Source organism: Luteimicrobium album (assembly GCF_030161555.1).
Classification (GTDB): domain Bacteria; phylum Actinomycetota; class Actinomycetes; order Actinomycetales; family Cellulomonadaceae; genus Luteimicrobium; species Luteimicrobium album.
Window position 1 is genome coordinate 906,787 of record NZ_BSUK01000001.1, and the last position, 12,859, is coordinate 919,645.

General features: G+C 73.6%; 8 protein-coding genes, 1 tRNA gene and 2 pseudogenes. 4 read left to right on the forward strand and 7 right to left on the reverse strand.

Translation table 11 applies throughout. The annotated features are described in order from the left end of the window. Positions 1–19: 19 nt before the first annotated feature. Positions 20–106 (reverse strand) — tRNA-Ser (locus tag QQK45_RS04505). Between the two features lie 75 nt (positions 107–181). Here QQK45_RS04505 and QQK45_RS04510 point away from each other — a divergent pair. Continuing rightward, entirely contained in the window at positions 182–1,027 is an 846-nt protein-coding gene (locus QQK45_RS04510) for an NAD-dependent protein deacetylase (protein WP_284292241.1), read from the forward strand. After that, a complete protein-coding gene (locus tag QQK45_RS04515; RefSeq protein ID WP_284292242.1) occupies positions 1,024–1,851 on the forward strand; it encodes an alpha/beta fold hydrolase in 828 nt (275 codons plus the stop codon). Before QQK45_RS04510 ends, QQK45_RS04515 begins: the two co-directional genes overlap by 4 nt. Positions 1,852–1,894: 43 nt before the next feature. Here the strand turns inward: QQK45_RS04515 and QQK45_RS04520 are convergent, their stop codons facing one another. The 5 genes and pseudogenes from QQK45_RS04520 to QQK45_RS04540 form a co-directional block, all read right to left on the reverse strand. Beyond that, positions 1,895–2,473 (reverse strand): alpha/beta hydrolase, encoded by a 579-nt coding sequence (locus QQK45_RS04520; protein WP_284292243.1) that lies wholly within the window; start codon positions 2,471–2,473, stop codon positions 1,895–1,897. A 362-nt stretch (positions 2,474–2,835) separates the two neighbouring features. Next, positions 2,836–4,020, reverse strand: a pseudogene (locus QQK45_RS22905) (ABC transporter ATP-binding protein); the annotation flags it as partial. A gap of 176 nt (positions 4,021–4,196) precedes the next feature. After that, on the reverse strand, positions 4,197–4,958 hold the full coding sequence (locus QQK45_RS04530) for an ABC transporter transmembrane domain-containing protein (protein ID WP_284292244.1): 762 nt from the start codon (positions 4,956–4,958) through the stop codon (positions 4,197–4,199). A gap of 49 nt (positions 4,959–5,007) precedes the next feature. Beyond that, positions 5,008–6,309 carry an LCP family protein gene (locus QQK45_RS04535; protein ID WP_284292245.1) on the reverse strand — a complete coding sequence of 434 codons (1,302 nt, stop codon included), beginning with the start codon at positions 6,307–6,309 and terminating at the stop codon, positions 5,008–5,010. A gap of 86 nt (positions 6,310–6,395) precedes the next feature. After that, a complete protein-coding gene (locus QQK45_RS04540; RefSeq protein ID WP_284294946.1) occupies positions 6,396–6,827 on the reverse strand; it encodes a nucleoside deaminase in 432 nt (143 codons plus the stop codon). 99 nt (positions 6,828–6,926) lie between these two features. On the opposite strand from QQK45_RS04540, the pseudogene upp reads away from it, so the two are divergent. Together upp and QQK45_RS04550 are read left to right on the forward strand one after the other, a co-directional pair. Beyond that, positions 6,927–7,560: pseudogene (gene upp / locus QQK45_RS04545) on the forward strand (uracil phosphoribosyltransferase). Between the two features lie 268 nt (positions 7,561–7,828). Then, positions 7,829–8,476: a winged helix-turn-helix domain-containing protein gene (locus QQK45_RS04550; RefSeq protein WP_284292246.1), complete on the forward strand. Its 648-nt coding sequence runs from the start codon at positions 7,829–7,831 to the stop codon at positions 8,474–8,476. Between the two features lie 91 nt (positions 8,477–8,567). Here QQK45_RS04550 and QQK45_RS04555 read toward each other — a convergent pair whose 3' ends face one another. Next, complete coding sequence (locus QQK45_RS04555; protein WP_284292247.1) at positions 8,568–12,818, reverse strand: sigma-70 family RNA polymerase sigma factor; 4,251 nt, start codon at positions 12,816–12,818, stop codon at positions 8,568–8,570. Positions 12,819–12,859: the final 41 nt, after the last annotated feature.

The following is a 12,859-nucleotide window of genomic DNA, read 5'->3' on the forward strand; positions in this document are numbered from 1 at the left end:
CGGGGCCCTTCGTGGTGGGCGGTAGCGGTGAGATTCGAACTCACGGTGGACTTTCACCCACACACGCTTTCGAGGCGTGCTCCTTAGGCCGCTCGGACACGCTACCTCGCCGGTTGTACCCGGCCGAAGAAGGATACCTGCTCCCCCGCCGGATTCCGAATCCACCCGTAGGCTCGATGCCGTGGAGACCCTCGCCGCGGCTCGCGCGGCCGTCCAGGACGTCGTGCCCGTGCTGCGCGGTCGCCGCGTCGCGGTCCTGACGGGTGCTGGGATCTCGACGGACTCGGGCATCCCGGACTACCGCGGCCCCGACTCGCCGCCCCGCAACCCGATGACCTATCAGCAGTTCGTGGGCGACGAGGGCTTCCGCCGCCACTACTGGGCGCGCAACCACGTGGGCTGGCAGCACGTGCGCCGCACGGCGCCGAACGCGGGCCATCGCGCGCTCGTCCGGCTCGAGGAGGCGGGTGTGGTGACGGGGATCATCACGCAGAACGTCGACCTCCTGCACGAGGACGCGGGCTCCCGGAACGTCATCGACCTGCACGGCCGCTACGACCGGGTGATCTGCCTGCAGTGCGGGCGCGTGATCTCGCGCGAGCACCTGGCCGAGCGCCTCGACGCGTTGAACCCGGGCTTCGTGGAGTCGGTGGCGGGCGACGTCGCGGACATCGAGATCGCGCCGGACGCGGACGCGGTGATCGAGCAGACCTCGCACTTCCGGCCGGCCCCGTGCGAGTTCTGCGGCGGGGTCCTCAAGCCGGAGATCGTCTACTTCGGTGAGAACGTGCCGCGCGAGCGCGTGGACCGGGCGTTCGCGCTCGTGGACGACGCCGACGCGCTCCTCGTGGCGGGGTCGTCGCTCACGGTCATGAGCGGGCTGCGGTTCGTGCGCCGCGCCTCGAAGGACGGGCGGCCGGTCGTGATCATCAACCGTGGCCCGACGCGCGGGGACGACCTCGCGACGGTCAAGGTCGACGCCGGCACGAGCGAGACGTTGACCGCCCTCGCCGAGGCGCTGACGTGAGCACCGAGGTCCGGACCCTCGACGGTCGGGCGCTCGTCGTGCACGACACGGGCGTCGTGGGACGCGACGACGACCCGGTGCTGCTCTGGCACCACGGCTCACCGGCGACGGGCGCGCTCCTGCCGCCCGTCGTCGCGGCCGCCGGGGTGTGGGGCGCCCGCGTGATCTCCTACGCCCGTCCGGGCTACTGCGGGTCGACGTCGTCCCCGGGCCGCGACGTCGCGTCGGCCGCCACGGACGTCGTCCAGATCCTCGACGCTCTCGGCATCGATCGCGTGTTCGCGCTCGGGCACTCGGGCGGCGGGCCGCACGCGCTCGCGTGCGCGGCCCTGCTGGCGGACCGGGTGCCCGCGGTCGCTGTCCTCGCGGGCGTCGCCCCGTTCACGGACGACGCCCCGTGGTGGGAGGGCATGGCGGCTCCCGGTGGCCTGCGCGCGGCGACGCACGGCCGCGAGGCTCGTGCGGTGTACGCGCTCACGGAGACGTTCGACAAGAGCGCCTTCGTCGACGACGACTGGGCGGCCCTGGAGGGGCCGTGGGCCGCGTTGGGGGACGACGCGATGCAGGCCGAGTCCGCGGGGCCGGACGGGCTGGTCGACGACGACGTCGCGTACGTCTCGCCGTGGGGTGCGGACCTCGGGGCGGTGGTGCAGCCGGCGCTCGTCGTGCAGGGCGGCCGGGACCGCGTGGTCCCGTCGACGCACGGGACGGCCCTCATCCAGCACCTCGCGCGGGGCGAGCTGTGGCACCGGCCGCGCGACGGTCACGTCTCGGTCCTCGCGGCGGTCCCCTTGGCGATCGACTGGCTGCTCCAGCAGCGCTGACGCCCGGAGGGCGGCCCACCGGGGCCGCCCTCCGGGCGCTTCCTCAGGCGGTGGCCCGCAGGTGCCGGACGAAGAACCGCACCGCGCTGTCGGCCTCGAACCGCGGCAGCTCCTTGTGCCGCCCGGCGTTGGTGTGGAGCGTCTTCTCGGTCGACGCGAACGCGTCGAACAGCTCGAGACCCGAATGCCGGTCGATGTGCTCGTCGCCCCACTGGAGGTCGAACTCGATCGGCACCGTGATCCGCCGTGCCAGCGGCACGAGAGTGTCGGGCCAGAACTGGCCGAGCACGGCCGCGCGGATCCGCGGCTCGGCGACCAGCAGGGGCACGCCGATCGCGGTGCCCATGTTGATGCCGAAGTAGCCGACCGGTCCGCCGACCTCCGGCAGCCGCAGGAGTGCGTCGAGCATCGTCCGCCACTCGGGCACGGCCTGCTCGGCGAGCGCCCCGTTGTCGCGGACGAAGATCGGCCCGACCGGTTCCCCGGCCTCCATGGCGCGCTGCATGGCGTCGATCTCGTGCTCGTCGTGCGCGGTGCGTGGACGCCCGCCGTGCCCGGGTGCGTCGAGGGACGCGGCCACGAGGCCGCCGTCGACGACGAGCCGCCTGGCACGGCCGACCATCGCCGGCGCGGTGCGGTGCGTCCCGCCGCCGTGGCCGAGCAGGACGAGGGCGCCGGACCGGCGGCGTCGGCCGCCGACCAGAGCGCCCCGGTGAGCTCACCGACGGTGAACTCGCGCTGCACGACGCCGTCGACGGTCGTCGTGCTGGTGAAACGAAGGGTGTGCAGAAGAGTGTTCATGGGTCTGTTCCTCTCGGGAGCGCCGGTGCTCCCGGGGGTCCCTACGCCACCCGGTCCGCCGCGACCGCGGGCGGAGCACCTGTCGTTGCTGCGGACATCGGGCACCACCTCCTCGGTCGGGTCACGGCGCCTGGAAGGCTACTCCCCGCCCGACGACGGCCCACGCATTTTCCGGTCCGGCCGTCAGACCGCGACGTCCGCCTTGGGCGGCCCGCCCCGGCGGACGAGCGAGCTGCCGTCGGTGAAGCGGACGGCGTCGTCGAACCGGGCCTCGACCGTCCCGGACCCGAACTGCTCCTCGTACAGCCGCGCGTAGAGCCCGCCGCGCTCGAGGAGCTCCGTGTGCGTGCCCTGCTCGACGAGCACGCCGTCCTCGATCCCGAAGATCACGTCGGCGTTCATGATGGTCGACAGCCGGTGCGCGATGGCGAACGTCGTCCGGTGGGCGGTGGCCCTTTCGAGGGCCTCCTGGACGAGCCGCTCGGTCGCGGTGTCGAGGGCGCTCGTGGCCTCGTCGAGGATCAGGACGCGCGGGTCCTTGAGGAGCACCCGCGCGATCGACAGGCGCTGCTTCTCGCCGCCCGAGAGCCGGAAGCCCCGTTCCCCCGTGACGGTCTCGTAGCCGTCCTCGAAGCTCATGATCCGGTCGTGGATGTTCGCCGCGCGCGCCGCCTCGACGACCTCCGCGTCGCTCGCGTCCGGCCGCGCGTACCGCAGGTTCTCGGCGATCGTCCCGTGGAACAGGTACGGCTCCTGGGTCACCATCCCGACGACGTCCGCCAGCGAGGAGAGCGTCGCGTCCCGGACGTCGACGCCGTCCACGAGCACGGCGCCCCGCGTCACCTCGTGCAGCCGCGGGACGAGGTACGTCAGCGTCGTCTTGCCGGAGCCGGACGGCCCCACGATGGCCGCGAGCTGACCGGGCCGCACGTGCAGCGAGATCCCGCGCAGGGCCCAGCGCTCCTCGGCGGGCGTCTCCGGGTCCGACGGCGAACCGTCCGTCTCGCGCACCGCGACCGCCGGCGCGAGCCCCGGCACGGCGGAGGGCGGCAGGACGTTCGCGGCCGCGGCGTCGGCGACGACGGTGACCTCGGGCACGACGAGCGCCCGGGCGCCTCCGCGCGCGCCCTCGCGCCCGGAGCGACGCCCGCCCCTGCCCGACCGCCCGCGGGTCGCCGAGCTCTCGAGCATCACGGGCTCGGGGTAGCGGAACCACACGTCGCGGAGCTCGACGTCGCCGCGCGCCCGCGCCGGGTCGAGCGTGACCGCGCCCGGACGGTCCTGGATCGCGGGCTCGAGGTCGAGGTACTCGAACAGGCGCCGGAACAGGGCGAGCGACGTCTGCACGTCGAGGGTGACGCGCATGAGCTGGACGAGGGGCATCTGCAGGCGTGACTGGAGGGTCGTGAAGGCGATGATCGTGCCCGCGGTGAGCGACGGCCCGGAGACGCTGCCGCCGTTGATCAGCAGCCCCGCGACGAGGTAGACGATCGCCGGGGTCAGGCCGAAGAACGTGCTCACGACCGAGAAGAACGTCTGCCCCGTCATGGTCGCCCTGAGCTGCAGGCGGGTCTGCCGGCGGTTCTCCCCTGGTAACGCTCGACCTCCGCGTCGGACCGGTTGAAGACCTTCGCGAGCAGGATGCCCGAGACGCCGAGCGACTCCTCGGTGATCGCCGTCAGCTCCGACAGCGACTCCTGCGTGCGGCGCGCGAGCCGCTGCCGCCGCTTGCCGACCCGGATCTGCACGAGCACGAACACCGGCATGAGCACGAGCGTGATGATCGTGAGCTGCCAGGACAGCAGGATCATCGACACGAACGCCGCGACGACGGTGACGACGTTCTGGAGGATCGTCGTCGCCGTGCTCGTCAGGACGTTCCGCAACCCGGCGACGTCGTTCGCGAGCCGGGACTGGATGTCGCCGGTTCGCGTCGACGTGAAGAACGCGAGGTCCATCTTCTGCAGGTGGGCGAACAGCGCGATGCGCAGGTCCGCCATCGCACCGTTGCCGACCTTGGTGGTGAGATAGGTCTGCCCGACGCCGATCAGCGCCGACACCACCGGGATGGCCACGAGGCCGCCCACCAGCCACCACAGCAGCGTCATGTCGGGGCCGCCCGACGGCGGGAACAGCGCGTCGTCGAACACCGCGCGCGTGAGGAACGGGGCGACCGATGTCAGCGCCGCGCTCACGACGACCGCGACCGCCACGAGGAGCAGCGACCACCGGTACGGGGCGAGGAGGGTGACGATGCGCCGCAGGACCGGCGCCGGTTCGGGAGGTGCCGCGACGTCGTCGGACATGAAGCCATGCTCGTCCCGGCCGCGGTGCGCGGCGACCGGAACCGGACCGTCAGCTCTGTGCCGCCGTGATCGCGGCCTCGCACGCGGCCTTGGTGCTCGGGATCTCGGAGGCGTCGATGCCGTCCGTGGCCCGGTTCTTGGGGGTCGCCGGCGCGGTCGGCATCTTCGTGCTCGGGGTCTTGGTGCTCGGGGTCGTGCTGCCGCTGGTCGACGACGCGCTCGAGTGCGTGCTGCTCCCCTTCGTCTCGGAGGCCACGAGGGGCTTGTCCTCCTTGAGCTTCTTCCACACCCCCGTGGCCGACGGCGCCCACTGGACCCGGTTGTGGTTCAGCGGGTACTGCTCGTAGGGGATCGTCAGGAAGACGACGTCGTCGGGCGACAGGTGCCGGACGCTCCAGCCGAGCCCGACGAGGTTCTTGAGGCTCGAGAGGTTGCTGCTCGTGGTGAGGGACTTGGTGGCCGCGTCGAGGAAGTTCAGGAGCTTGGGCGCGGACGTCAGCACGTTCTGGTCGACGAGCTTGTTGACCATGGCCCCGACCATCTCCTGCTGCCGCAGGATGCGGCTCGTGTCGCTGCCGTCGAGACCCTTGCCCTCGCGGGCCCGCGCGTAGCCGAGGGCCTTCTTGCCCTTGAGCGTCTGCCAGCCGGGGTCGAGCACGAGGTGGTTCGCATTGGGCGAGTCGATGTGCCGGGTGATGCACATGGGCACCCCGTCGAGCGCGTCGATCATCCCCGCGAACCCGGCGAAGTCCACGACGACGAACCCGTCCAGGTGGAGTCCGGTGTCCTGCTCGACGGTCTGCCACGTGCACAGCGCACCGCCCGCGATGCTGCCCGTCGCGTCCGCACCGTACGCGAACGCGTTGTTGAACATGTCGGCGTGCGTGGCGCGCGTCGTCGTGCCCTTGGTGTCGACCTTGCACGCCGGGATGTCGACGATCGAGTCGCGCGGGATCGAGACGACCTCGATCCGCTTCCGGTCGGCCGAGAGGTGCAGGATCATCGCCGTGTCGGAGCGCTGCCCCTTCTCTCCGTCCCCGACCTCCTCGGCGTTGTCCCCGGCCCGGGAGTCGGAGCCCAGCACGAGGATGTTCAGGTCGTGGCCGGCGTCGGGATCGTTCGGGTCGTCGGGGGTGTGCGTCGGCTTGCCCAGCACGGCCTCGACGTTCACACCGGTCACGTTGCCCTGGTAGTGGCGGGCGAGCGCCCAGGCGCCCGAGCCGACGGCGGCCACCGCCCCGACCACGACGAGCGCCACCACCTTGACCAGGCGGTGGGTGTGCGCGGCACGCGCGTGCGCCGGCGGGCGGGCAGGTCCGTCGTCGGACGCAGGCGGCGTGGCGGTCGTCACATTCGCAGCCTAGGCCCGGTTCGCGAGGTTCTCCCGGCAGACCGCGTGCTGGAACTGTGAGGGCCCTGGGCAGGCGTGTGCGCAGGTCAGCGCTGGTTCTCGAAGAACGCGCGCAGCAGCCGGCCGCACTCGTCCTCCCGCACCCCGCCGACCACCTCGACGCGGTGCACGCTGCGCGGGTCGCGCACGACGTCCCACACCGATCCCGTGGCGCCGGCCTTCGGGTCCCACGCCCCCAGCACGACGCGCGGAACCCGCGCGAGCACGATCGCGCCCGCGCACATCGCGCACGGCTCGAGCGTGACGACGAGGGTGCAGCCGTCGAGCCGCCAGCGGCCCAGCGTCGCGGCGGCGGCGCGCAGCGCCAGGACCTCCGCGTGCGCGGTCGGGTCACCGGTCGCCTCGCGCGCGTTCCGGCCCGCCCCGACGACGGCGCCGCCCGGGTCCACGACGACCGCGCCGACGGGCACGTCCCCGGTCGCCGGGGCGGCGGCTGCCTCGACGAGCGCGAGGCACATGAGGTCGTCGAAACGTCGCGGGTCGCCGTACACGGTCCCAGCCTCCCAGACGCGCGCAACTCCGCGCCTCGCAGCCCCTGCCGCCGGTACCGTGGGGGCATGCGCACCATCGTCGTCGACCACCCGCTCGTGGCCCACAAGCTCGCCGTGCTGCGGGACGCGAGCACCCCTCCCCACGTTCCGCAGCCTGGTCGACGAGCTCGTCACGCTCCTCGCCTACGAGGCGACCCGCGAGGTCCACGTCGAGGCCCGCGAGATCCGGACCCCGGTGGCCGTCACCCAGGGCGTCTACATCGCCGACCCGCCGCCGCTCATCGTCCCGATCCTCCGCGCCGGCCTCGGCATGCTCGACGGCATGACCCGCATGGTCCCCAAGGCCGAGGTCGGGTTCCTCGGCATGGTGCGCAACGAGGAGACCCTCCAGGCCACGACGTACGCGAACCGCCTGCCGGACGACCTCACGGGCCGCCAGTGCTTCCTCGTGGACCCCATGCTCGCGACCGGCGGCACGCTCGTCGCGGCGATCGACTACCTGCTCGACCTCGGCGCGCGCGACGTCACGGCCGTGTGCCTGCTCGCCGCCCCGGAGGGCCTGGCCGCGGTCGAGGCCGCCGTGGGCCACCGGGCCGAGGTCACCGTGGTCGTGGCCGCCGTCGACGAGCGTCTCGACGAGCGCGGCTACATCGTGCCCGGCCTCGGCGACGCCGGAGACCGGCTCTACGGCGTCGTCTGACCGCATCGGACACGTCACGATGTCTCGCATCGCGAGACATCGGTGCCGACCACTTGGCCCGCACCGTGAGACGTGCGACTCTGCCTCTGTGAACGAGCAGCCGACCCCCGCAGCGCCCCTGAGCGCTGCCGTCGGCATGCCTCGGTGCTACCGCGTCTGTTGTTGCGCCTGACTCTCGCCTCCGGCGACCCCGCGCACCACGCGTCCGACGACGCACCCAGACGCCCGCCCCGGGCCACCAGGCCCGGCCGCACCCCGAGGTTCACCCATGACGCTCGTCTCCGACTCCCGTCCCACCACCCAGCGCAGCTCCCGCACCACGCCGCCCGGCTTCGTGCTGTACGTCGGCGTCGACCCGCGCACCACTCACCGCAGCGGCGAGCTCGTCGAGCTCGCCGAGACCCTGAGCGAGTTCGCTCGCGAGTGGCTGCCCGACGCGGAGACCTACACGGCCCTCCGCCTCGCCGACGGCGGCACCCTCGCCCCCGCGCGTCGCCCGCGAACCGACGCGCCCGCGACCGCCCCGGCTCGCCTGCCCCGCGCCGAGCCCGCGCCCGCGTTCCGACAGGACGACGTGTCGGCGTTCCGCGAACGGCTCGCCCACATCTCGACCGTGCCGCGCCTCGTCATCGACGCCCGGTCCAGGACCGTGACGGTCGACGACCGCCCCGTCCACCTCACGTACAAGGAGTTCGAGCTCCTCGTCCACCTCGCCCGGTCGTCGGAGCGGCCCGTCACCCGTGACGAGCTCCTCGACACCGTGTGGGGCCGCGACGCCGTCCGGGAGGGCACGCGGACCATCGACGTCCACGTCCGCCGGGTCCGCGAGAAGCTCGACATCGGGCACGTCATCACGACCGTCCGCGGCGTCGGCTACCGGTTCGCGACGGCCGCGGAGGTCGTCCTGCACGTCTGACGACGAGGATCGACCTGGGCATCTCGGTCGACGGTCCTGGCTTCCCGTCCGGTGCTCGGTCCCTCCCCGCGGTGGTCAGCGCTCTCGGTGCTCAGTCCTCGCGCAGCCAGGGCTCCGGCACGCGGAGGAAGTCGGGAAGACGGTCCACGAAGAGGTTGGCATCGGCTGGTGACAGCAAGGAGAGACGGTACGTCCCCAGCACCCCGTGGACCAGCCGCCAGACGTGACCGTCCGACGTGACGCGGTCACCCACGCGGTACAAGTCCGGTGACCACCGTGGCACGCACTGCACGCCGTCGACAGGCAGCCTGAACGTCTCACCGGCCGCTCTCACCGTGTAGACCGCGTCCTGCTCGCCGACCGTCCGTTGGACCTGCGCCGTCGCGCCCGCCTTCACCAGGGCGCCGTCGCCTCCCGAGACCCGGAACCACACGGGGACGGAGGACTTGCTGTTCTCGAGCAGGATCGTGACCGGCGCCGACGACTGCTGCGAGCCACGGTCGAACGTGCACTGGCCGACCGATGCGACGGACGCGGCTGGGTGGGTGCAGTCGGGCGCGTCGTAGGTGGCGTCGGTCGCGGTCGTGAACCCGTCGTGCTGGAAGGTCACGTGCACGGTCCCGCCCTGGACGACGCCGTGGTGACGGTCTGCCCGGACGGCCACGTCACGCGAGCCGTGCCCGGGCACGCGGACCGACTGACCGTCGACCGTGGCCCACACGTCGTCGGCGGACCCGTTCGTCAGGGTCACCGTCACGGTCCGGTCGCACTGGGCGACGGCTGTCGCGCCGACGGGCCAGCGCGCCTCCGTGGTGACGCGGACCGCCGCGCTCGACGGCGCAGCTCCGTGGGCGTCGAACGTCACGCCGACGGTGTCCTGAGCCGCGGCGTCGCGGCGCACGTCGACGGTGAGGTCGAGCCGCAGCGTGGCGGTCTGGCCGGGCGCGAGCGAGCGGTCGGCGACGACCGAGCGGCCCTCGCCGTGGAAGTCGCCGCCGACGCGGTCCACCGTGTAGCCGGCGGGCAGGTCGAGCCGGGCGACGACGCCGTACGCCCGGGCGGTCCCGTCGTTCTGGACCGACGCCGACACCGTCACGTGACCGGGGTTGGTCGCGGTCGCGTCCGTGCCGTCGTGCGCGTCGAGCACCGGCTTGCCGGGGCAGGGGTTCTGGACGTATCGCACGGTGCGCGTCGTCGTCTGCCCGTCGCGGGTGACGGTCACGTCGACCGATGCCCAGCTCCGGTGCCGGCCGTCGTACCAGCCGTGCTGATGCTGGTAGGTCACGGGGACGTCGACGAGCTGCCCGCCACCGGTGCCGATCTTCTGGGTCACGCCGTTCGCGATCGCGGTGAACGCCGCGACGGAACCGTTGCCGACGTCGATGGTCAGCGTGCCCTTGCCGGGGCTCTGCCACCCGACGCACTGCACGGCACCGTGCGCCGTCGCCGTCGCACCCTTCCACGGGATCTCGACGACGAGCTGCTGCGTCGAGGGCACGCTCGGATGCGTCGCGCTCGCGTCGCCCGGGTTCCCGACGGCGAAGGTCACCTGGAGCGTGCCGGACGCCGCGCCGTCGCGTGTCGTGAGGGCGAGCGGCAACGACGCGGTCCTACCTGCGAGCAGTGGGCCGGTCCGGGTCCACGTGGCGTCGCCGGTCTTGGTCCAGCCGTCGCCCACCGCGTAGGTCACGCCTGCCGGGACCTGGATCGTCGCCGTCACACCCGTCGCAGCGACCGAGCCGTTGTTCGTCACGGACGGCGTGAGCGTCGTCGTGTCCGGGTTCGCGAGGGTCACCGACGTGGCGGGCGAGGTCGACGCCAGGTCGGGAGCGCACGGGTCGGCCCGGTAGCTCACGGCCTGCGCCGGCGAGATGCGGAGAACCCCCGCGACGGTGCGCTGGAACGTGACCGTGAGGCCCTGGTTGCCGCTGCCCGCGTAGGTGACCGGCACCGAGACGGAGGGCGGCGCGCTCGACACCCCCGCGTCCCCGGCGACGGCGTCGCGCGTCACGGTCGCGGTCGTCGCGACGCTCGAGCCGTTCGCCACGGGCACCGTGACCGTCGCGCGGCCCACGCTGTCCGGCCCGACGCACTGCAGGGTGGGCGTCCCGGCCGTCGCGCCCTGCCACGGCTGCTCCACGGTGAGCCCGGTCGAGACGGCAGGCGTCGTGCTGTCCGCGACGGCGCCGCGTACGGCGAGCGTCGCCTGCCCCGCACCCGCGGGCGCCGTGCCCGAGGCCCCGCCCGGGCCGTCCGCCACCACGTGCGCGGTGAGCGTCGTCGAGGTGCCGTTCGGCAGCGAGAACCCGGCAGGCACCTGCCAGACCGTCCCTCCGAAGCCGTCGACCGCCGTCCAGTCGCCGCCGCCGGTGAGGCTGGTGACGTGGACGCCGTCGGGCAGGGACAGGGCGACGGTCCCGCTCGACGGGACGTTCGCGTCGCCCGTGTTGGTGAGGCCGAACGTGATGTCGCCCTCGCCCGGGTTACCGACTGTGACGGCTGACGGCGCGGAGGGCACCAGGTTCGCGCTGTGGACCGTCGTGTCCTGGGGAGCCCAGCTGCCCGTCCACGGGGCGGTGTAGCCCTCGGCGGAGATCTGCCAGGCGAACCCGCCGAAGCTGCGCGAGTGCGGCGTCAGGCTCACCGTCACCCCGACCTTGGCACCCGCGGCGAGCGACGCCAGGTGGCAGCTGACGACGGGACCCGTGGTCGCACCGGAGGGGGTCACGCTGCAGGTTCCGTCGGGCACGTCGAGGCGGACCACGCCGCCCGTGAGCCCTCCGCCCGCGCCGCCCGTCCCGCCCGGGGCGAGCGAGGCCGCGCCGGCGTCAACCGACCGCGGGAGCTGCAGCGTCACGTCGACGTCCTGCGCGGCGGTGCCACCGCTGTTCGACGCCGTCAGCGCGACCTGCGTCGCGGAGCCCACCGTGAACGTGGGCGCGCTGTCCAGGCCGAGCGCGAGGTACGCCGGTGCCGGTGGGGGCGTCGGCGTGAGGGGCGGCGGTGTCGGGAGCGTCGTCGGCTGCGACACGACCGGCACGGTCGGAGCCACCGTCGGGTCGTCGGCCGGGAAAGTGGGCGCGACCGTCGTCGGCGACGTGAGGTCCGGGGTCGCGGGCGCGACCACGGGCGCCGCCGTCTCCGCGGGAGCGGTCGAGGTCGCCAGCGGCGTCTGGATGGACGGGAGCGGTCCCGCCTCCGGGGATCCACGATGCGAGAAGGCGCCCAGCCCGGCGGCGACGCCCAGGCCGACGGCGGCCGTGAGGCCGACCGTGACGACCGTCGCCGTGACGGGCGCGGCCGCGAAGAACGCTGCGAGGCCGGTCGCGCCGGCCGTGGCGGTACCGCCCGCGCCGGCCGCTGCGGCGCCGCCGGTGGCGCTCGCTCCCGAGGCCGCCGCACCCACGCCCGAGCTCGCCGCTGCACCACCTGGACCGACGGCGGCACCCCCGGCGCCGGCGCCAGCACCAGCGGCGGAACCCGTGCCCGCGGCCGCTCCGCCCGCCACGCCGGCGCCACCGACCGCACCACCCAGCGGCCACGCGTGCCCGACGAGCGCCAGCGCACCGGTGCCCAGCACCAGCGGCGCGACGACGCCTCGCATGCCGTGGGCGACGTCACCGAGCTCGAGGACGAGCGCGCGACAGTCGCCGCAACCACCGAGGTGGGCCTCGACCTGGGCGGTCTCACGCTTGGCCAGCCCGCCGCGGACGTACGAGCCGAGCAGCCCGTTGACGGTGCGGCAGCCCTCGTCCGCGGACCCGTTGAGGTGCTGCTGCAGGTACGACTGACGCAGCCCCTCGCGGGCGCGGTACGCCAGGGCGGAGACCCCGTTGGCCGTCAGGCCGAGGAGGGGCGCGATCTGCGCGGGCGTGAGGCTCTCGACCTCCGTGTACCAGAGCACGGCCTGCCAACGCTCCGGCAGCTCGCGGTACGCGCGCGCGACGACGGACCGCTCGAAGCCCTCGAGCGCCGGCTCCTCGGTCGACGCGGCCAGCCCGAACGAGGACTCGTACATCGCCCAGTCGTCCGTGGGCCGCTGTCGCCTGCTGCCCTCCGTCAGCCCGTACGAGGTGTGCCGCACGACGGTGAACAGGTAGGCCCGGAACGCGACGTCGGGGCCCCCGCCCGACTGCAGCACCGACAGGACCTTGGCGAACGCGTCCGAGACGACGTCGTCGGCGTCCGCGGGGCGTGGCACGTACTGCCGCGCGACGGCCGCGGCCGCGGCGCTGTGCCGTTCCCACAGCTCGCCGTAGGCGTGCTTGTCCCCGGCACGGACTGCCGCGATGAGCTCGGCGTCGCTCGCCGCGCTCGAGGTGCCGGGGTCGAGAGCCGTCATACGGGGGTGTTGCTCCAGTCTTCGGACGCCCCCACATCGTA

What these genes read in the sequence shown, in the direction of transcription:
- QQK45_RS04550 (WP_284292246.1), top strand. Translation starts at nt 7,829, where the DNA reads ATGACGCTCGTCTCCGACTCCCGTCCCACCACCCAGCGCAGCTCCCGC.
- QQK45_RS04530 (WP_284292244.1), bottom strand. Translation starts at nt 4,958, where the DNA reads ATGTCCGACGACGTCGCGGCACCTCCCGAACCGGCGCCGGTCCTGCGG.
- QQK45_RS04520 (WP_284292243.1), bottom strand. Translation starts at nt 2,473, where the DNA reads ATGGTCGGCCGTGCCAGGCGGCTCGTCGTCGACGGCGGCCTCGTGGCC.
- QQK45_RS04555 (WP_284292247.1), bottom strand. Translation starts at nt 12,818, where the DNA reads ATGACGGCTCTCGACCCCGGCACCTCGAGCGCGGCGAGCGACGCCGAG.
- QQK45_RS04540 (WP_284294946.1), bottom strand. Translation starts at nt 6,827, where the DNA reads ATGTGCCTCGCGCTCGTCGAGGCAGCCGCCGCCCCGGCGACCGGGGAC.